Here is an 18,425-nt window from a genome sequence, read left to right on the forward strand (position 1 = left end):
CTGTGGTCTGCATCACCGCTCCCAGCATAGACGATTCCGGCCGCAGGTCTGCCACGGGGGCGGGCCACGGCTGCATCCAATGGAGATCGACCCATGAAAAAGCTTCTGTTGCAGGCCGCTGCGGCGGCGATGTTCGTTAGTGCTGCCGGTGCGGCCTGGGCCGACGATATTGAGGGCGTGATCGAGCGCGTGGACGTTTCCGAGCGAACACTGATGGTGCAGGGCATCACCTTTCACACGATCGCGTCGACCGACTACGACGACGGTCTGAAGCGATTCGAGGATCTGCGCGAGGGCCAGCGCGTCGAGGTTGATTTCACCTACCGCGATGGTCGCCACTTCGCCACGGAGATCGAACTCGACGATTGAGTCGACGGCGCGCCGGGAGCGTTTCAGCCCTCGACCGCCGACGGCGTCGCCCCGGCGCCGGCGAGAAACTCGCGCAGCAGGCGGATCTCGCTCTTCGAGCAGGTGGTGCCGTGATGCGGGTGATGCAGGAAGCCCTCGTGCCCGTTGAGTACGATGCGAAAGCGCGCACCGTGCGACGGTTCGATCTCGGCGCCGAGATTGCGCAGCAGCGATTCGACCTCGCGCCAATGCACGTTGGCCGGTGCCGGCTCCTGGAAGACGGCGCGCAACAGCTGGGTGTGCTTGTGACTCATGGTGCGCTCCGCTGTGGAAGATGCTTCTATGACCGTAGCCGTTCCCGGGCGGTTTCGCATGTTGCAGCGCACCGAGGTGGCGTACACGCTGGTGTAACATTGGCCGCATTCCACCCCTGTGCCAGCGCGGGCATCGGCGGCCGTCGCCGCGCTCCGCGCGAGGCCGGAGACATCCGATGCCCAAGTACGACCATCCGCCCGTTCCGCCCGCCGATCTGCATGCCTGGCGTCAGGCCGCCGCCCGCAACGCGCCCGAAGGCGATGTGAGCCAATTGGACTGGGTCACGCCGGAAGGTATTCGCGTCAAGCCCTTGTACACCGCGGCGGACGTGGCCGACCTGCCCTTCGCCGATACGCTCCCCGGTTTCGAACCCTTCGTGCGCGGCCCGCAGGCGACGATGTACGCCACGCGGCCGTGGACCATCCGCCAGTACGCCGGATTTTCCACGGCCGAAGCGTCGAACGCCTTCTACCGCAAGGCGCTGGCCGCCGGCGGGCAGGGCGTGTCGGTGGCTTTCGATCTGGCGACGCACCGCGGCTACGACTCCGACAATCCGCGCGTGGTGGGTGACGTCGGCAAGGCCGGCGTGGCCATCGATTCGGTCGAGGACATGAAGGTCCTGTTCGACGGCATTCCGCTCGACAAGGTGTCGGTGTCGATGACCATGAACGGCGGCGTGCTGCCGGTGCTGGCCGGCTACATCGTCGCGGCCGAAGAGCAGGGCGTGGCGCAGGACCAGCTTTCGGGGACCATCCAGAACGACATCCTCAAGGAGTTCATGGTCCGCAACACCTACATCTACCCGCCCGCGCCGTCGATGAAGATCATCGCCGACATTATCGGCTATACCGCGCGGAACATGCCGAAGTTCAACTCCATCTCGATCTCCGGCTATCACATGCAGGAAGCGGGCGCGAACCAGGCGATCGAGCTGGCCTTCACGCTGGCCGACGGGCGCGAGTACGTGCGCACCGCGCTCTCCAGCGGGCTGGACGTGGACCACTTCGCCGGGCGGCTGTCGTTCTTCTTCGCCATCGGCATGAACTTCTATCTGGAAGTGGCCAAGCTGCGCGCCGCGCGCCTGCTGTGGTGGCGCATCATGAAGGAGTTCGCACCGAAGAACCCGCGCTCGCTGATGCTGCGCACGCACTGCCAGACCTCGGGTTGGTCGCTGACCGAGCAGGACCCGTACAACAACGTCGTGCGCACCACCATCGAGGCGATGGCGGCGGTGTTCGGCGGCACGCAGTCGCTGCACACCAATGCGCTCGACGAAGCCATCGCGCTGCCTACCGACTTCTCCGCCCGCATCGCGCGCAACACCCAGCTCGTGATCCAGGAAGAGACGCACATCACCAACGTCGTCGATCCCTGGGCCGGCTCCTACATGATGGAAAAGCTCACGCAGGATCTGGCCGACAAGGCCTGGGAGATCATCGAGGAAGTCGAGGCCATGGGCGGCATGACCAAAGCCGTCGAGTCCGGCTGGGCCAAGCTCAAGATCGAGGAGTGCGCGGCCGAGAAGCAGGCGCGCATCGATTCGGGCAAGGACGTCATCGTCGGCGTGAACAAGTACAGGCTCGAGAACGAAGACGCCATCGACTTTCTCGACATCGACAACCATGCCGTGCGTGAATCGCAGGTGGCGCGGCTGGCGAAAATTCGCGCGACGCGCGATGCGGCGGCCGTTGAAAAGGCGCTCGCCGCTCTGACCGAATGCGCCAAGGGTGGCGAGGGCAATCTGCTGGAACTGTCGATTGCCGCCGTGCGCTCGCGTGCCACGGTGGGCGAGATTTCCGATGCGCTCGAAGCCGTGTGGGGCCGCTACCGTGCCGACACGCACACCGTGTCCGGTGTGTATGGCAAGGTCGTCGAGAACGAGGAGGGCTGGCAGGTGCTGCAGAAAGACATCGACGCTTTCGTGGCCGACTTCGGCCGCCGGCCGCGCATCATGATCGCCAAGCTCGGCCAGGACGGCCACGACCGCGGTGCCAAGGTGGTGGCCTCGGCCTTCGCCGATCTGGGCTTCGACGTGGACATCGGCCCGCTCTTCCAGACGCCCGAGGAGGCCGCGCGCCACGCCGTCGAGAACGACGTGCACGCCGTAGGCATCTCCACGCTCGCCGCCGCCCACCGCACGCTGGTGCCGGAACTGGTCAAGGCGCTGCGCGCGGAAGAGGCCGACGACATCATCGTCTTCGTCGGCGGAGTCATCCCGCAGCAGGACTACGACATGCTCTACAAGGCCGGCGCCAGCGGCATCTTCGGGCCCGGTACGCCGATTCCCGACGCCGCGCGCGAAGTGCTCAGGCAGATTCGCAAGGCACTGAAAGGCTGATCGTGAGCGACAGGCAGACGCTGGCCGAGGACGTGCGCGCCGGCAAGCGCCGCGCGCTGGCGAAAGCCATCACGCTGGTCGAATCGACCCGCGCCGATCATCGCGAGCAGGCGCGGGCGCTGGTCGAGGCGCTGCTGCCGGATACCGGCAAGGCTTTGCGCGTGGGGCTGTCCGGCGTGCCGGGGGTGGGCAAATCCACCTTCGTCGAGGCGCTGGGGCTGTACCTCATCGAGCAGGGGCATCGCGTCGCGGTGCTGGCCGTCGACCCGTCGTCGTCGGTGCATGGCGGCTCCATCCTCGGCGACAAGACGCGCATGGAACTGCTGTCGCGCCGGACAGAGGCCTTCATCCGCCCCAGCCCGTCGTCCGGCGCGCTGGGCGGCGTGGCGCACCGTACGCGTGAGGCCATGCTGGTGTGCGAAGCGGCCGGCTTCGACGTGGTGCTGGTCGAGACCGTCGGCGTCGGTCAGAGCGAGATCGCCGTGGCCGGCATGACCGACATCTTCTGCCTGCTGCAACTGCCCAATGCCGGCGACGACCTGCAGGGCATGAAGAAAGGCATCGTCGAAATCGCCGATCTGGTCGCGATCAACAAGGCCGACATCGACAAGGCGGCCACGCACCGCGCGCAGGCGCAGATGCAGGGGGCCATTTCCATGGTGCGCCACGCCCACCCGGATTGGACGCCGCCGGTGATTCCGGTGTCGGCGCTCAAGGCCGAGGGCATCGATGTGTTCTGGAACACGGTGCTGAAATTCCGCGAAACCATGGTCGCCAACGGCGCCTTCGCGGCCCGCCGCCGCCGTCAGGCCGGCGCGTGGATGTGGGAACTGATCGATCACGACTTGCGCGCGCGTTTCCGTGCGAACGTGCGCGTTGCAGAAGAACTGCCCGGCCTGCAGGCCGAGGTGGAGCAGGGACAGGTCACACCGGCTGCCGCGGCGGCCCGATTGCTCGGGCACCTCGACAACATCTGATCCGGGGGAGGGGAAGATGCAGGAAATCATCCGGCAACTCGAGGAGAAGCGCGAACGCGCGCGCCTCGGCGGCGGCGAGAAACGCATCGCCGCGCAGCACGCCAAGGGCAAGCTCACCGCGCGCGAGCGCATCGAACTGCTGCTCGACGAGGGCAGCTTCGAAGAGTGGGACATGTTCAAGGAGCACCGCTGCACCGACTTCGGCATGGCGGGCCAGACCGTTCCCGGCGACGGCGTGGTGACCGGCTACGGCACGGTCAACGGGCGGCTGGTGTTCGTGTTCTCGCAGGACTTCACGGTATTCGGTGGTTCGCTGTCGGAAACCCACGCCGAGAAGATCTGCAAGCTGATGGACCACGCCATGAAGGTCGGAGCACCCGTGATCGGCCTCAACGACTCCGGCGGCGCGCGCATCCAGGAGGGCGTGGATTCGCTCGGCGGCTATGCCGACGTGTTCCAGAGGAACGTCCTGGCTTCCGGCGTGATTCCGCAGATATCGCTGATCATGGGGCCGTGCGCCGGTGGCGCGGTGTACAGCCCGGCGATGACAGACTTCATCTTCATGGTGCGCGACTCTTCCTACATGTTCGTGACCGGGCCGGAAGTGGTGCGCACCGTTACGCACGAGGAAGTCACCGCCGAGGAGCTGGGCGGCGCCGGAACGCATACCAGTAAATCCGGCGTGGCGGATCTGGCCTTCGACAACGATGTCGAGGCGCTGCTGATGACGCGCCGCCTGATCGACTTCCTGCCCGCGAGCAACCGCGAAGCGCCGCCGGTCATGCCGCTCACCGATCCGGCCGAGCGCATGGACGACTCGCTCGACACCCTGGTTCCGGCCAACCCCAACCAGCCCTACGACATGAAGGAACTGATCGCCAAGATCGTCGATGACGGGGACTTCTTCGAACTGCAGACGGACTACGCGAAGAACATCGTGATCGGGCTGGCGCGCATGGGCGGCTCGACGGTGGGCATCGTCGCCAACCAGCCGCTGGTGCTGGCCGGATGTCTGGACATCAAGAGTTCGATCAAGGCCGCGCGCTTCGTGCGCTTCTGCGATGCCTTCAATATTCCGGTCGTGACCTTCGTCGACGTACCCGGTTTCATGCCCGGCACCGCGCAGGAGTACGGCGGCATCATCAAGCACGGCGCCAAGCTGCTGTATGCCTACGCCGAATGCACCGTGCCCAAGGTCACCGTGATCACGCGCAAGGCCTACGGCGGCGCGTATGACGTGATGAGCTCAAAGCATTTGCGCGGCGATGTGAATCTGGCCTGGCCGACGGCCGAGATCGCGGTGATGGGCCCCAAGGGCGCGGTCGAGATCATCTTCCGCGGCGAGAAGGACGACGCGGAGAAAATCGCCACACGGGAAGCCGAGTACAAGGCGCGCTTCGCCAACCCCTTCGTGGCGGGCGCGCGCGGCTTCATCGACGACGTGGTGATGCCGCACGAGACGCGCAAGCGCGTGTGCCGGTCGCTGGCGATGCTGAAGAACAAGCAGCTGGATAACCCCTGGCGCAAGCACGGGAACATCCCTCTCTGAGCGATCGGGCATCACGCATGGCGGCGTTGGCTTCCTCGTCTGCTCCTCGCCGTACTGGCGTACTGTCTCGTCGCAGCCTGCGTCGCCGCCTTACCCTGCGCGCGCCGGATCGCTCAGAGACTTCACTTCGAATTGAGGTTGGCCAATGTTCAAGAAAATCCTGATTGCAAACAGAGGTGAAATCGCCTGCAGGGTGATCAAGACCGCCCGCCGCATGTGCATCGCGACCGTCGCGGTGTACTCCGAGGCCGACGCCGGTGCGCTGCATGTGGAGCTGGCGGACGAGGCCGTGTGCATCGGTCCGGCGCCGTCCAAGCAGTCGTATCTGGTGATGGACAACATCATTGAGGCCTGTCGCGAGACCGGCGCCGAGGCCGTGCATCCGGGCTACGGCTTTCTGTCCGAGAACGAGGAATTCGCGCGCCGGCTGGAGGAGGCTGGCATCGTCTTCATCGGCCCGAAGCACGCGGCCATCGCGGCGATGGGCGACAAGATCGCGTCCAAGAAGCTCGCGGCCGAGGCCGGGGTGAACACCATCCCCGGCTGGAACGACGCCATCGACTCGCCCGAGCGCGCCGTCGAGATCGCGCGCGACATCGGCTATCCGGTGATGATCAAGGCGTCAGCCGGTGGCGGAGGCAAGGGCTTGCGCGTGGCCTTCAACGACGAGGAGGCGCACGAGGGTTTCGCGTCGTGTCGCTCGGAAGCGGCCAACGCCTTCGGCGACGACCGGGTGTTCATCGAGAAATTCGTCGTCGAGCCGCGCCACATCGAGATCCAGGTGCTGGGCGACGCGCACGGCAACGTGGTGTATCTGAACGAGCGCGAATGCTCGATCCAGCGCCGTCACCAGAAGGTCATCGAGGAAGCGCCGAGTCCGTTCCTTGATGCCGAAACCCGCCGCGCCATGGGCGAACAGGCCGTGGCGCTGGCCAAGGCCGTGGACTACCAGTCGGCCGGCACGGTGGAGTTCGTCGTCGGCGCGGACAAGTCCTTCTACTTTCTGGAGATGAATACCCGTCTACAGGTCGAGCACCCGGTGACCGAACTGACCACCGGGCTGGATCTGGTCGAGCAGATGATTCGCGTCGCGGCCGGCGAGAGGCTGGCCTTTGCGCAGAGTGATGTGCGGCTCGACGGCTGGGCCATCGAGTGCCGCATCAACGCCGAAGACCCGTTCCGCGGCTTCCTGCCCTCCACTGGCCGGCTGGTGAAGTTCCGCCCGCCGGCCGAGGTTCTGGGGTCGGTTCGTGTGGATACCGGGGTGTATGAAGGCGGCGAGATTCCGATGTTCTACGACTCGATGATCGCCAAGCTGATCGTGCATGGGCGCGACCGCGCCGAGGCGGTCACGCGCATGCGCGATGCGCTCAACGCCTTCGTGATCCGCGGCATCTCGTCCAACATCCCGTTCCAGGCCGCACTGCTGCAGCATCCGCGCTTCTGTTCCGGGGCGTTCAACACCGGCTTCATCGCCGAGGAGTATCCGGCGGGCTTCGATGCCTCGAAAGTGCCACACGACGATCCGCTGCTGCTGGCGGCCGTGGCGATGTTCGCGCACTGGCGCCGCGTGCAGCGCGATGCCTCGATCAGCGGGCAGATGGACGGCGCGGCCTACACGCCGCCGCGCGAATGGACCGTGGTGGTGGGTGAGCGCGAGCACGCGGTGTCGGTCGAGCCGCTCGCCGGCGGGCTGGCGGTTACGCACGAGGGGCGTGCGCTGCGAATCGAGTCCGACTGGAACTTCACCGATGTGCTGTTCGAGGCACGCATCGATGGCGCGCCGGTGTGCATGCAGGTCGAGCGCCGCGGCCTGGGCTGGGCCATCAGCCACTTCGGTCTGCAGGTGGAGGCCCAGGTGCTGTCGGCGCGTGCGGCCGAACTGCTCGCGCGCATGCCGGTGAAACAGACTCCTGATCTCACCGGTTTCGTGCTCTCGCCGATGCCGGGCCTGTTGCGCGAAGTCATGGTGGCCCAGGGGCAGGAAGTCAAGAGTGGGGAGAAGGTGGCGGTGATCGAAGCCATGAAGATGGAAAACGTCTTGCGCGCCGAGCGCGACGGTCGCGTCAAATGCATCCATGCGCAGGTCGGTGCCAGCCTGGCGGTGGACGATCTCATCCTCGAGTTCGACTGAAAGTGCTGCAGGGCGCATCGGCCAAGGTATTTCGGCGACTCCCCGGCCACGCGGGGAGAGGGCGCGAAGCGCCCGATTTGCGCAAACATTATTGATCGAATAACATCCGCAGACCAGAAATCGCGTTCCGGCTTCGCAAGCCGCATTCACGCAGCGCCGGTGCAGGCCTGAGCAAGGCCGATCCCCTTTTTTCCCGCACCGGACGCCCACCGCCCCGCTGATTCGCAGTCTTTCGATGCCGCACGCAGCGGCGACGAGGGTCGCGGGCCGGTGACAGACTTGGAGGAAAGCGAATGAGCGCCATGATCACGCCCATCGTGCGGCAGCGCGAGCCGGCCACCCCGGCCTACGCCGAGCGCGTACCGTTCAAGGTGTATACGCAGCGCGACATCGACCGCATCGAGGCCCTGCAGGGGCTGAGCGACGCGCAGCGTTTCGAGATGAAGGTGGTTTCGTCGGTGTTGCCGTTTCGCGTCAACCAGTACGTCATCGACGAGCTCATCGACTGGAACAACATTCCCGAAGACGCGATCTACCAGCTTGTTTTCCCGCAGCGCGACATGCTCGCGCCCGGCCACTTCGAGCGCATCGCCGGCCTGATCCGCGCCGGCGCGGACAAGGCCGAGCTGGAAGCGGCGATCACCGAGGTGCGCGCCGAGCTCAATCCGCACCCGGCCGACCAGATGGCCATGAACATGCCGCTGGATGCGGAGGGCAACCGCCTCGACGGCCTGCAGCACAAGTACCGCGAGACGGTGTTGTTCTTCCCCAGCCAGGGCCAGACCTGTCACAGCTACTGCAGCTTCTGCTTCCGCTGGGCGCAGTTCGTCGGCGACAAGGACCTGCGCATCGCCAGTTCCGAGGCGACGCAACTGCACGACTACCTGCGTGCGCACACCGAGGTCACGGACGTGCTGATCACCGGCGGCGACCCGATGGTGATGAAGACCTCGCACCTGGCCAACTACCTCGAGCCGTTGCTCGAACCCGAGTTCGATCACATTCAGACCGTGCGCATCGGTACCAAGGCGCTGACTTTCTGGCCGCACCGCTTCCTCGGCGCGCCGGACGCGGACGCGCTGATCGAGCTGCTCGAGCGTCTCGTCGAGGCCGGCAAGCAGGTCGCCATCATGGCGCACTACAACCACTGGAAGGAACTCGAGCCCGAGGCGGCGCAGGCGGCGATCCGCCGCATCCGTTCTACCGGCGCCGTGATCCGTGCGCAGGGTCCGCTCATCGCCCACATCAACGACGACCCGGCGGTGTGGGCGCGCATGTGGCAGGCTCAGGTCAGGCTCGGCATCGTGCCCTATTACATGTTCGTCGAGCGCGACACCGGCGCGAGCCGCTACTTCGAGGTGCCGCTGCTGCGCGCGTGGGAGATCTACCGTGAGGCCATGCAGCAGGTCTCGGGTCTCGCGCGCACCGCGCGCGGCCCCAGCATGAGTGCGAGCCCGGGCAAGGTCGAGATCCAGGGCGTGGCCGAGATCGCCGGCGAGAAGGTGTTCGTGCTGCGCTTCATCCAGGCACGCAATCCGGACTGGGTGCAGCGCCCGTTCTTCGCGAAGTACGACGAACACGCAACCTGGCTCGACGGGCTCGAGCCGGCCTTCGGGGAGCGCTGGTTCTGGCAGGACGAGTACGACGCACTGCGCCAGGAGAAGCTCGCGGCAGCGGAATAAGTTCGATCCGCTTCGCAAGAAAGAGCCCGCCGTTCGGCGGGCTCTTTCGTTTCGTGCGACCTAAAGCGTCTCGCCGAATGGGCGTGCGTGGGCGGCCAGCGTCGTGAACGCGTCGATGACCTCGCGCGGGGCCTGCACCAGTTCGATCAGCACCCCTTCGCCGGCAATGGGGAATTCGTCGTTGGCCTTCGGATGTACGAACACGATGTCGTGTCCGGCCGCGCCGGGGCGGATGCCGCCGGGCGCGAAACGCAGACCTTGCGCGGTGAGCCACTCGACGGCCGCGCGCAGGTCGTCTACCCACAGGCCGACATGGTTGAGCGGCGTGGTGTGCACGGCGGGCTTCCTGTCGGGGTCGAGCGGCTGCATCAGGTCCACCTCCACGCGCAGCGGGCCGGTGCCGAGCGCGCAGATGTCTTCGTCGACGTTCTCGCGTTCGCTGGTGAAGCTGCCGCTGCGCTCCAGACCGAACAGGTCCACCCACAGTTTCGCGAGTCGCTGCTTGTCGGGACCGCCGATGGCGATCTGCTGGATGCCGAGGATGCGGAAGGGGCGAGTGCTCATGAAGTTCCTTGCCGGTGACGGGATGGCGCATTGTCGCGCCAGCACAGGCGCCGGTCGAGTGCGCTATGCTTGCCACCCATGCAAAGCCTGCTGCTGCTGCTTCCGGACTTCTCGCTGATCCTGCTCGGGGTGCTGCTGCGCCGCTGGCTGGTGGCCGACCCGGGTTTCTGGACCGGGGTCGAGAAGCTCGTGTACTTCGTACTTTTCCCGGCCCTGCTGTTTCGCGCTCTGGCCTCGGTCACGATCGATCTGGGCACGACGCTGCCGCTGGTCGCCTCGGGCATCACGGTGATGTTCCTCGGCTTCCTGATGGGATTCGCGGGGCGTGCGCTGATGGGGCTGTCGGGCATCGCCTTCGCCTCGCGTCTGCAGTGCGCATACCGCTTCAACACCTATATCGCGATCGCCATCGCCGGCAAGCTGCACGGCGCCGACGGCCTGGCGCTGATGGGCGCGCTGTGCGGCATGATGGTGCCGTTCGCCAACATCATGGCGGTGGGCATGCTGGCGCGCCACGGCCAAGGCCGTGTGATGCGCGAGCTGGTGCGCAATCCGCTGGTGATCGCGACGCTCTCGGGGCTGGCCTTCAATCTTGCCGGCGGCACGCTGGCGGTGCCGGCCGAGGCCTTCCTGTCCCGCCTGGGCGACGCGGCCGTGGCGCTCGGTCTGCTGGCCGTGGGTGGTGCGCTGCGCTGGGGCTCGGCGGGCGGCAATGTGGCCGGCTCGGTTTGGATCGTCACCGTCAAGCTGGCGCTGATGCCGGTGGTCGCATGGCTGCTCGGTCGTGCGGTGGGGCTCGAGGGCATGGCCTTCGACCTGCTGGTCCTGTTCGCGGCGATGCCCTCGGCCAGTTCGGCCTACATCCTGGCCATGCGCATGGGCGGCGACGGCGCTGGCGTGGCCTGGCTGATCTCGGCCACCACGCTGCTCGCCGTGCCTACGCTGACCTTCTGGCTGACTGTTCTGTAGGGTTTATTTGCGGGCGCGAGGCTTGCGCGCTGCCGGCGTCTTGTCCGGAGGCTTTGCGCTCTTGTCGGAATCGGCGGGTGGTGGCTGCATCATGTTCCACGGCCACATCGCTGCGACGAAGGGGTTGTCCTGGGCTGTGCCGGCGCCCCCCGCCGACGCAGATGTCTGCGTTGCCATGGCCTTGAGCGCGGCCAGCCTGGAGCGCTGCACTTCGAGGCCCTGGACGGTCGCCTGCAGCATGTTGAGGTTCATCTTGAGCCAGTGCTCAACCGTGCGCAGATCTCCGATGCGCTTGTCCAGTTCGTCGATGTCCAGCGTCGGCGCGACCATGCCCGGCAGCGGAACGCCGGCGCCCGACCACATGCGCTTGAGCATCTCGATCGGATCCTGATCCTTGGGGGTGTCGCTCATCTTCGTCTCCTTGGCGGAACGTGTGCATGCATCGATTGAGCGGGCCGTGCAGTTTCGCTCAGTCGACGTTGGCGGCGATGCGGTTGAGCAGCGCGCGTAATCGTGCCGGACGCACCGGCTTGTGCAGGACCGGCAGGCCTTCGCGTTCGGCCAGCGCGAGTGCATCCGGGCCGGTGTCTCCGGTGATCAGGGCCGCCGGCAGGTCCTCGCCGTAGCGGCGTCGCACTTCGCGGATCACCTCGGCGCCGCTCGCGCCGCGCGCCAGACGATGATCGCTGATGATCGCATTGGGCGCACCTCCGCGTGCGTTGAGCCGATCGACCAGCAGTTCCAGGTCCGGCGCGGCGACCATGTCGCAGCCCCAGGAGGTGAGCAGGCTGTGCATCGCGCTCAGCACCAGCGGGTCGTCCTCGACCAAGGCCACGCGCAGCCCCCCCAGATCACCCGGTTCGCGTTCGGGCGCGGGCGCATCGACGACGTCCTCGCGCCGGCCTGCGGGGATCGTGACTGCGAAGGCCGAGCCGCGCCCCGGAGTCGAGCGCAGTTCGAGCGGATGGTCGAGCATCGCGGTCAGGCGCCGCACGATGGCCAGACCCAGGCCGAGACCCTTGTCGCGCGAACGCTCCGGGTTCTGCAGCTGGACGAACTCCTGGAAGATATTCTCCTGCGCATGCTGCGGGATGCCGATGCCGTTGTCGCGCACCTCGATGCGCCACGTATCGCCGCGCCGTCGGCAGGCCACCAGCACCTTGCCTGCGGGCGAATAGCGCACGGCGTTGCTGACGAGATTGCCGAGGATGCGTTCGAACAGGACCGGGTCGCTCACGCCCCAGGCGTCGGTGTGGCGGATGCGCAGCGTCACGCGCGCGTCCGACGCGGCTGCGCGCTGGGTCGCGGCAATGCGTTCGAGCACCGGCTGCAACGGGAATGCGCGCACACTCGCCTGCAGTACGCCGGCGTCGAGGCGCGAGATGTCGAGCAGGCTGTCGAGCAGATCCTCCATGGCCTCGGCCGAGGCGGTGATCTGGCCGAGCAGGTGGCGCGAGGGCGCGTCCAGACGGCATTGCGACAGCTCGGAGATGAACAGCCCGAGCGCATGCATGGGCTGGCGCAGGTCGTGACTGGCGGCGGCCAGAAAGCGCGACTTGGCCATGTTGGCGCGTTCGGCCTCTTCCTTGCGTTCGCGCAGTTCGGCGGTCGCCTCGCTGATGCGACCGCGCATCTGCGCGTGCATGCCGGCCAGTTCCTCGGCCATCTCGTTGACGCCCTCGGCGAGCATGCGCAGGCTGCCGCCGCCGACGATGGGTACGCGCTGGTCGAACTGTCCCTTGCCGATGCGCGAGACGGCATCGGCCACGCGCCGGATCGGGCCGGATACGCCGCGACTCATCGAGGTGGCCAACAGCAGGGTGCCGACCAGCGCGGCCAGCACGGTGAGCATGCCGGTGCGCAGCAGGTCGCGACGCTGCGCGTCGAGCGCGCTGCGACTCAGGTCCACGACGACGTTGCCGAGCGTCGGTGTGAGTACCTTGGAGCCCGAGCGAAAGGCCTCGTCGTTGAGCTCGGTGCCGAGAGAGGCCTGGCCGGCGTAGATGGGTTCGATCACGCGCAGCGTGCGCTTGCTGCTGACGTAGTCGGATTCGGCGAGCAGCTCGCGCGCCAGCGCAATGTCCTCGTCCAGCTGTCCGCTGCGCGCGAGCGTCTCACCGAACAGGTCGATGATGATCACGCCGGCCATGCCTTCTTCGGCGAGGCTCGCTTCGGTGAGCTTCTGCAGGGCGTCGTGGTTGCCGGAGAACACGGCGTATTCGCTCGCCGCGACGAGCTGACGGGCATAGGCCTTGCCGCGCGCGGCGTGCGCCTGCTCGACGTCGTCGATGCGCGAACTGGTGTAAAAGGCGGTGAGCAGCAAGGCCACGACGAGCATCGGCAACACCGCCACCAGCAACACGCGCGCACGCACGCCCCAGTTCTTCATGATCACTTCCAGCCCCTCCCGTGGCGTTCGAGCGCAGGCTCGATTGTGCAGGCTTTCGCGGGTCGGCGCGATGCGCGCCGGCGCATCGCGCACATGCTATGCTTGCCCCATTTTGATGCACTCGCGGCCGGAGGGAACACGCAGGTGACCAGGGTACTGATCGTCGAGGATCACGCGCTCGTGCGCGAGGCGATGGCGCAGACCCTCGGGCGCATCGAGTCCGGGCTGGAGTGTGTCGAGGCGCGCGGCTCCGAGGAGGCGCTCGTGCTGCTCGCGGAGAGTCCGGACTGGGATCTGGCGATCATCGACCTGATGCTGCCCGACCTGTCCGGCTTCTCGCTGCTGGGCGTGCTCGCCAAGCGCTATCCGGACATGCCCACCATCGTCGTCTCCGCGCTCGACGATCAGGCCACGCTGCGCCGCGCGATGAAGGTCGGCGCCTCCGGTTTCGTGTCCAAGAGCAGTTCGGGGGACGAGCTGCGTCATGCGGTGCGTACCGTGCTCGATGGCGGGGTGTTCTTCACGCCGCAGGACGGGCCGGGCGAGGAAGTGGCGCGTGGACGCGGCTCGCGCGCGCAGGAGTCGCGCTATCGGCTCACGGCCGCGCAGACGCGTGTGGCCGAACTGCTCGGCCAGGGCAAGACCAATCGAGAGATCGCCGACGCGCTGGGCCTGTCCGAGGGTACGGTGAAGGTGCACATGTCGGCGATCTTCCGCGCCATGAACGTGCGCAATCGCTCGCAGGCGCTGGTGGCGCTGTCCAGGAGCGGGGCGCGGGCCTGAAGCGTCGGTTCAGCGACGACTGCCCATGCGCAGCGGCATCTCGTCGCTGGGCAGGCGATTGGCCTCGTCGATGCTCGTCAGTTCGCTCGTGGCCGGGGCGACGTCGATCTCCAGCACGTCCAGCACCTGGCGCGCCAGCGCCCGGCACGCATTGGCCAGGGGCGTGGGCAACTGGTCGGGCAGATCCCGTTGCAGCAGCAGCTTGGTCGCCGAGAGCGCATTGACCGGATTGAGCAGGCGGTGGCGGTAGGGGCGCATGAGCTGGCGCACGTTGCGCTCGGCCGCCTCGCGCTGCCAGGCGTTGGTGGGCCATTGCGAGGGCACGGCGTAGGCGCGCGGGAAGGTCTCGAGGTCGCGCACCACGGTGCGGATGTCCTCGTGCGACTCGCGGAAAGGCAACAGCACGATGTCCGACATCGCGTAGAGGTGGCGGTCCATTTCGCTGCGGTTGCCGCCGCCGTCGATCACGCCGATCCAGTTCTCCAGCGTGCGCAGCTTGTCGACGACCTTGGCGAGCGATTCGCGCGTGCGCGCATCGGCCGTCACGTAACGCCGGCCGGCCGGGTTGAGGGGTTCGCGCGAGGTGTCGGTGAGCACGCAGGCGGCGCGGTGCTCGAGCAGGCCCAGTCCCTGGCACAGCATGTGCGAGATCGAGGTCTTGCCGGTGCCGCCCTTGTTGCCGATGACGCAGATGATTTCAGCCATTGCCCAGTTCCATTGTCGTTCGCTCCGTCCCGCTGTCGCATTATCCGGACCGCCCGGCTGTGCGATGTCGCGAAAAGGCCGTGATTTGCCCCGTTAATCGGTTCGCGTCGGCGCCGGCCCCGCCGGCTCGTACAGGTACAGCCGCGCGCCGTCGGCGAGCGTGACGGTATCGGTCGGCTTTGCCTGCGGTACCGCGAAGTCCTTGCTCACCAGCAGCGAGCCGGGGCGCATCTCGCGTCGCGCCTTGTCCCAGACCGCCGCCATCGGATGGGGCGACAGAAAGGCGTACACCAGATCGTGGTCGCGCCAGTGCGCGGCGAAAAAGTCGCCGCGCAGCACGCGCGCGTTGCCGGCCGTTCGCGTGCGCAACCAGCCGATCAGCCATGGCAGCGGCGCGGCCTCGATGCCGGTGATGCGCACCTGCGGATGGCGTCGCGCGAGCGGTGCCAGCACGCTCCCGATGCCGCAGCCGATGTCGAGCAGGCTGCGCGCGCCACGCGAGCGCAGCAGGCCGTCCACCGCGTCTACGGCAGCGCGGCCGGAAAGATAAAGCGGTACGCGTGTGCCCGGCGTTCCCCAGTACAGAAGCATGGTCGCGACGAGGGCCGCGAGCCACCAGCGCGGATCGACGCCGCTGCCCAGTGCGAGCGCGCCCAGCGGCGAGAACAGCGCGTGCAGGACGATCCACCAGCGTTCGCGATGCATCCGCCAGGCCAGTGCAGCCGCCAGTGCCGCCTGCGCGCCGACGATCGCGATGGCCCCGGGAAGGGCGACGATTTGCGCGACGGCGAATACTCCGGCCCAGGCGGCTGCCTGCACGGCGAGCGCGCGCAGCCAGGGGCGATGCCCCGCGCAGCGTTCGCGAGTGGTGACGGGCGACGTACTCGGTGTCCTTCGAGTCGTCCGGGATGTCGGTGGAGAGCGCATGGATGGTCATTTTCGGCGCTGGAGTCGAATTTGTCTTGTGGGCCCCGGACGGGTTTGACATGGGTGCGTTTAGGCACTATAGTGCGGCGCTTCTCGCCCGGAGGGGTACCCAAGCGGTCAACGGGATCAGACTGTAAATCTGACGGCTCAGCCTTCGAAGGTTCGAATCCTTCCCCCTCCACCAGAACAAAGGGCCGGTTCGCAGCGAGATGGCGGGCCGGCTAGGGTGCAGTGAATCGTCTGCGTCAGCGGGTGTAGCTCAATGGTAGAGCAGAAGCCTTCCAAGCTTACGATGAGGGTTCGATTCCCTTCACCCGCTCCAAGCCAGGCGATTGATGGTTCAAGGAGCCCATGTAGCTCAGTGGTAGAGCACTCCCTTGGTAAGGGAGAGGCCACGTGTTCAATCCACGTCATGGGCACCAGCAAAATTTGTGGTCTCGTTGCAGGATCGGGGCCGTCGGTACGTTGATCCGTTTTTTACTGATTTCGAACAAGAGGTGTTGACATGGCTAAAGGCAAGTTTGAACGGACGAAGCCGCACGTGAACGTAGGCACGATTGGCCACGTTGACCACGGCAAGACGACGCTGACGGCGGCGATCACGACGGTGCTGACGAAGAAGTGGGGCGGCGAGGCCAAGGACTACGCGTCGATCGACAGCGCGCCGGAAGAGAAGGCGCGCGGCATCACGATCAACACCTCGCACGTGGAGTACGAGACGGAGTCGCGCCACTACGCGCACGTCGACTGCCCGGGTCACGCTGACTACGTGAAGAACATGATTACCGGTGCGGCGCAGATGGACGGAGCGATTCTGGTGTGCTCGGCCGCGGACGGCCCGATGCCGCAGACGCGCGAGCACATCCTGCTGGCCCGCCAGGTCGGTGTTCCGTACATCATCGTGTTCCTGAACAAGTGCGACATGGTCGACGACGAGGAGCTGCTCGAGCTCGTCGAGATGGAAGTTCGCGAGCTGCTGTCCAAGTACGACTTCCCGGGTGACGACATTCCCATCATCAAGGGTTCGGCGCTCAAGGCGCTCGAGGGCGACGAGTCGCCGATCGGCGTGCCGGCCATCTACGAGCTGGCCGCAGCACTCGACAGCTACATTCCGACGCCCGAGCGCGCGGTCGATCGTCCGTTCCTGATGCCGATCGAAGACGTGTTCTCGATCTCGGGTCGCGGCACGGTGGTGACCGGTCGTGTGGAGCGCGGCATCATCAAGGTCGGCGAAGAGATCGAGATCGTCGGTATCAAGGCCACGCAGAAGACCACCTGCACGGGCGTGGAGATGTTCCGCAAGCTGCTCGACCAGGGTCAGGCCGGTGACAACGTGGGCGTGCTGCTGCGCGGCACCAAGCGCGAGGAAGTCGAGCGCGGTCAGGTGCTGTGCAAGCCGGGTTCGATCACGCCGCACACGCATTTCACGGGCGAGATCTACGTGCTGAGCAAGGAAGAGGGTGGTCGTCACACGCCGTTCTTCGCCAACTACCGTCCGCAGTTCTACTTCCGCACGACGGACGTGACCGGAGCGATCACGCTGCCCGAGGGCACCGAGATGGTGATGCCGGGTGACAACGTGTCGATCACGGTCAAGCTGATCGCGCCGATCGCGATGGAAGAGGGTCTGCGTTTCGCCATCCGCGAAGGCGGTCGTACCGTCGGCGCCGGCGTCGTGGCCAAGATCATCGAGTAATCGTCGCATCGGGTTCGATCGGGGGCGTCCTCCGCGAGGGCGCCCCATGCAGTCTCTGTCGCAGGGGTATAGCTCAACTGGCAGAGCGTCGGTCTCCAAAACCGAAGGTTGGGGGTTCGATTCCCTCTGCCCCTGCCAATGCTTTTCGTAATACGAGATCCTGATGGTCGATAAGATCAAGATCGCGCTGGCGCTGGCCCTGCTTGCGGCCGGCATTGCCGGCTTCTATGCATTGTCGGAACAGGCGCTCGTGGTGCGTGTGCTGTGCGTGCTGGGCGGTTTCGCCGCCGGTGTCGCAATTGCCTGGACGTCGGCGCCGGGGGCGCGCTTCGTCGAGTTCGCGCGCGAATCCATCAACGAAGCCCGCAAGGTCGTGTGGCCGACGCGCAAGGAAACCGTGCAGATGACCGGCATGGTGTTCGCGTTCGTGGTCGCCATCGCGATCTTCCTGTGGCTGACGGACAAGAGCCTGGAATGGGTGCTGTACGACCTGATTCTGGGATGGAAGTGACTATGAGCAAGCGCTGGTACGTGGTGCACGCCTACTCCGGCTTCGAGAAGTCCGTGATGCGGGCGCTGATCGAGCGCATCGCCCGTTCGGGCATGCAGGACATGTTCGGGCAGATCCTGGTGCCGGTCGAGGAGGTGGTCGAGATGAAGGGCGGCCAGAAGAGCATCTCCGAGCGCAAGTTCTTCCCCGGCTACGTGCTCGTCGAGATGGAGATGAACGACGACTCCTGGCATCTGGTCAAGTCCACCCCGAAAGTGACTGGCTTCGTCGGCGGTACCGCCAACAAGCCCGCGCCGATCTCCGAGAAGGAGGTCGAGAAGATCATGCACCAGATGCAGGAGGGCGTGGAGAAGCCGCGCCCCAAGGTGTTGTGGGAACTCGGCGAGGTTGTGCGGGTCAAGGAAGGTCCCTTCACGGACTTCCATGGCAGCGTCGAGGACGTCAATTACGAGAAGAGCAAGCTGCGCGTGTCGGTGACCATCTTCGGTCGCGCGACCCCGGTGGAACTGGATTTCGGTCAGGTCGAGAAGACCTGAGC

The 18,425-nt window shown here is 66.4% G+C and carries 17 protein-coding genes and 4 tRNA genes; 15 read left to right on the top strand and 6 right to left on the bottom strand.

Translation table 11 applies throughout. The features are described from left to right. Positions 1 to 93: 93 nt before the first annotated feature. The gene (locus tag C0099_RS02830) at positions 94 to 369 is read left to right on the top strand and encodes a DUF5666 domain-containing protein (RefSeq protein WP_102246049.1); all 276 of its coding nucleotides are present in this window, start codon (positions 94 to 96) and stop codon (positions 367 to 369) included. Positions 370 to 392: 23 nt separating this feature from the next. On the opposite strand, the gene C0099_RS02835 is transcribed toward C0099_RS02830, so the two are convergent. Further along, positions 393 to 662 carry a type II toxin-antitoxin system HicA family toxin gene (locus C0099_RS02835; protein ID WP_102246050.1) on the bottom strand — a complete coding sequence of 90 codons (270 nt, stop codon included), beginning with the start codon at positions 660 to 662 and terminating at the stop codon, positions 393 to 395. Between the two features lie 176 nt (positions 663 to 838). On the opposite strand from C0099_RS02835, the gene scpA reads away from it, so the two are divergent. The 5 genes from scpA (at position 839) to C0099_RS02860 (ending at position 9,343) form a co-directional block, all read left to right on the top strand. After that, complete coding sequence (gene scpA / locus C0099_RS02840; RefSeq protein ID WP_102246051.1) at positions 839 to 3,001, top strand: methylmalonyl-CoA mutase; 2,163 nt, start codon at positions 839 to 841, stop codon at positions 2,999 to 3,001. A gap of 2 nt (positions 3,002 to 3,003) precedes the next feature. Next, entirely contained in the window at positions 3,004 to 3,978 is a 975-nt protein-coding gene (gene meaB, locus C0099_RS02845; protein WP_408634111.1) for a methylmalonyl Co-A mutase-associated GTPase MeaB, read from the top strand. 16 nt (positions 3,979 to 3,994) lie between these two features. Beyond that, the gene (locus tag C0099_RS02850; RefSeq protein ID WP_102246052.1) at positions 3,995 to 5,527 is read left to right on the top strand and encodes an acyl-CoA carboxylase subunit beta; all 1,533 of its coding nucleotides are present in this window, start codon (positions 3,995 to 3,997) and stop codon (positions 5,525 to 5,527) included. 145 nt (positions 5,528 to 5,672) lie between these two features. Next, positions 5,673 to 7,661 (top strand): acetyl-CoA carboxylase biotin carboxylase subunit, encoded by a 1,989-nt coding sequence (gene accC / locus C0099_RS02855; RefSeq protein ID WP_102246053.1) that lies wholly within the window; start codon positions 5,673 to 5,675, stop codon positions 7,659 to 7,661. A 302-nt stretch (positions 7,662 to 7,963) separates the two neighbouring features. Then, positions 7,964 to 9,343, top strand: a complete 1,380-nt coding sequence (locus C0099_RS02860; protein ID WP_102248353.1) for a KamA family radical SAM protein — start codon at positions 7,964 to 7,966, stop codon at positions 9,341 to 9,343. 60 nt (positions 9,344 to 9,403) lie between these two features. On the opposite strand, the gene C0099_RS02865 is transcribed toward C0099_RS02860, so the two are convergent. Continuing rightward, positions 9,404 to 9,907: a VOC family protein gene (locus C0099_RS02865; RefSeq protein ID WP_102246054.1), complete on the bottom strand. Its 504-nt coding sequence runs from the start codon at positions 9,905 to 9,907 to the stop codon at positions 9,404 to 9,406. A 78-nt stretch (positions 9,908 to 9,985) separates the two neighbouring features. On the opposite strand from C0099_RS02865, the gene C0099_RS02870 reads away from it, so the two are divergent. Beyond that, a complete protein-coding gene (locus tag C0099_RS02870) occupies positions 9,986 to 10,876 on the top strand; it encodes an AEC family transporter (RefSeq protein WP_102246055.1) in 891 nt (296 codons plus the stop codon). 3 nt (positions 10,877 to 10,879) lie between these two features. Here C0099_RS02870 and C0099_RS02875 read toward each other — a convergent pair whose 3' ends face one another. Then, positions 10,880 to 11,287 carry a PhaM family polyhydroxyalkanoate granule multifunctional regulatory protein gene (locus tag C0099_RS02875; RefSeq protein ID WP_102246056.1) on the bottom strand — a complete coding sequence of 136 codons (408 nt, stop codon included), beginning with the start codon at positions 11,285 to 11,287 and terminating at the stop codon, positions 10,880 to 10,882. Positions 11,288 to 11,345: 58 nt separating this feature from the next. After that, positions 11,346 to 13,265: a hybrid sensor histidine kinase/response regulator gene (locus C0099_RS02880; protein WP_228151634.1), complete on the bottom strand. Its 1,920-nt coding sequence runs from the start codon at positions 13,263 to 13,265 to the stop codon at positions 11,346 to 11,348. Between the two features lie 144 nt (positions 13,266 to 13,409). Between C0099_RS02880 and C0099_RS02885 the strand changes: the two genes are divergently transcribed. After that, entirely contained in the window at positions 13,410 to 14,048 is a 639-nt protein-coding gene (locus C0099_RS02885) for a response regulator transcription factor (protein WP_102246057.1), read from the top strand. A 9-nt stretch (positions 14,049 to 14,057) separates the two neighbouring features. On the opposite strand, the gene C0099_RS02890 is transcribed toward C0099_RS02885, so the two are convergent. Both C0099_RS02890 and C0099_RS02895 read right to left on the bottom strand, forming a co-directional pair. Continuing rightward, positions 14,058 to 14,753, bottom strand: coding sequence for a hypothetical protein (locus C0099_RS02890; RefSeq protein ID WP_102246058.1), 696 nt, complete (start codon positions 14,751 to 14,753; stop codon positions 14,058 to 14,060). Positions 14,754 to 14,846: 93 nt separating this feature from the next. Then, positions 14,847 to 15,572 carry a class I SAM-dependent methyltransferase gene (locus C0099_RS02895; protein ID WP_228151635.1) on the bottom strand — a complete coding sequence of 242 codons (726 nt, stop codon included), beginning with the start codon at positions 15,570 to 15,572 and terminating at the stop codon, positions 14,847 to 14,849. Positions 15,573 to 15,779: 207 nt separating this feature from the next. Here C0099_RS02895 and C0099_RS02900 point away from each other — a divergent pair. From C0099_RS02900 to nusG, 7 genes are all read left to right on the top strand, one after another. Further along, positions 15,780 to 15,864, top strand: a tRNA-Tyr gene (locus tag C0099_RS02900). Between the two features lie 64 nt (positions 15,865 to 15,928). Continuing rightward, a tRNA-Gly gene (locus C0099_RS02905) sits at positions 15,929 to 16,002 on the top strand. A gap of 25 nt (positions 16,003 to 16,027) precedes the next feature. Continuing rightward, a tRNA-Thr gene (locus C0099_RS02910) sits at positions 16,028 to 16,102 on the top strand. Positions 16,103 to 16,185: 83 nt separating this feature from the next. Next, positions 16,186 to 17,376, top strand: coding sequence for an elongation factor Tu (gene tuf / locus C0099_RS02915; protein WP_102246059.1), 1,191 nt, complete (start codon positions 16,186 to 16,188; stop codon positions 17,374 to 17,376). 62 nt (positions 17,377 to 17,438) lie between these two features. Beyond that, positions 17,439 to 17,514: transfer RNA gene (locus C0099_RS02920), tRNA-Trp, on the top strand. Between the two features lie 25 nt (positions 17,515 to 17,539). Next, on the top strand, positions 17,540 to 17,887 hold the full coding sequence (gene secE, locus C0099_RS02925) for a preprotein translocase subunit SecE (RefSeq protein WP_102246060.1): 348 nt from the start codon (positions 17,540 to 17,542) through the stop codon (positions 17,885 to 17,887). Positions 17,888 to 17,889: 2 nt separating this feature from the next. After that, complete coding sequence (nusG, locus tag C0099_RS02930) at positions 17,890 to 18,423, top strand: transcription termination/antitermination protein NusG (RefSeq protein WP_102246061.1); 534 nt, start codon at positions 17,890 to 17,892, stop codon at positions 18,421 to 18,423. Positions 18,424 to 18,425: the final 2 nt, after the last annotated feature.

Origin of the sequence: Pseudazoarcus pumilus (assembly GCF_002872475.1) — a bacterium.
GTDB lineage: Bacteria > Pseudomonadota > Gammaproteobacteria > Burkholderiales > Rhodocyclaceae > Pseudazoarcus > Pseudazoarcus pumilus.

Bases quoted from the DNA above. Each gene is read 5' to 3' on its own strand.
- nusG (WP_102246061.1), top strand. From the start codon at position 17,890: ATGAGCAAGCGCTGGTACGTGGTGCACGCCTACTCCGGCTTCGAGAAG.
- scpA (WP_102246051.1), top strand. From the start codon at position 839: ATGCCCAAGTACGACCATCCGCCCGTTCCGCCCGCCGATCTGCATGCC.
- C0099_RS02865 (WP_102246054.1), bottom strand. From the start codon at position 9,907: ATGAGCACTCGCCCCTTCCGCATCCTCGGCATCCAGCAGATCGCCATC.
- C0099_RS02860 (WP_102248353.1), top strand. From the start codon at position 7,964: ATGATCACGCCCATCGTGCGGCAGCGCGAGCCGGCCACCCCGGCCTAC.
- C0099_RS02880 (WP_228151634.1), bottom strand. From the start codon at position 13,265: ATGAAGAACTGGGGCGTGCGTGCGCGCGTGTTGCTGGTGGCGGTGTTG.
- accC (WP_102246053.1), top strand. From the start codon at position 5,673: ATGTTCAAGAAAATCCTGATTGCAAACAGAGGTGAAATCGCCTGCAGG.
- C0099_RS02875 (WP_102246056.1), bottom strand. From the start codon at position 11,287: ATGAGCGACACCCCCAAGGATCAGGATCCGATCGAGATGCTCAAGCGC.
- C0099_RS02830 (WP_102246049.1), top strand. From the start codon at position 94: ATGAAAAAGCTTCTGTTGCAGGCCGCTGCGGCGGCGATGTTCGTTAGT.
- C0099_RS02870 (WP_102246055.1), top strand. From the start codon at position 9,986: ATGCAAAGCCTGCTGCTGCTGCTTCCGGACTTCTCGCTGATCCTGCTC.
- tuf (WP_102246059.1), top strand. From the start codon at position 16,186: ATGGCTAAAGGCAAGTTTGAACGGACGAAGCCGCACGTGAACGTAGGC.
- C0099_RS02850 (WP_102246052.1), top strand. From the start codon at position 3,995: ATGCAGGAAATCATCCGGCAACTCGAGGAGAAGCGCGAACGCGCGCGC.
- secE (WP_102246060.1), top strand. From the start codon at position 17,540: ATGGTCGATAAGATCAAGATCGCGCTGGCGCTGGCCCTGCTTGCGGCC.
- C0099_RS02890 (WP_102246058.1), bottom strand. From the start codon at position 14,753: ATGGCTGAAATCATCTGCGTCATCGGCAACAAGGGCGGCACCGGCAAG.
- C0099_RS02835 (WP_102246050.1), bottom strand. From the start codon at position 662: ATGAGTCACAAGCACACCCAGCTGTTGCGCGCCGTCTTCCAGGAGCCG.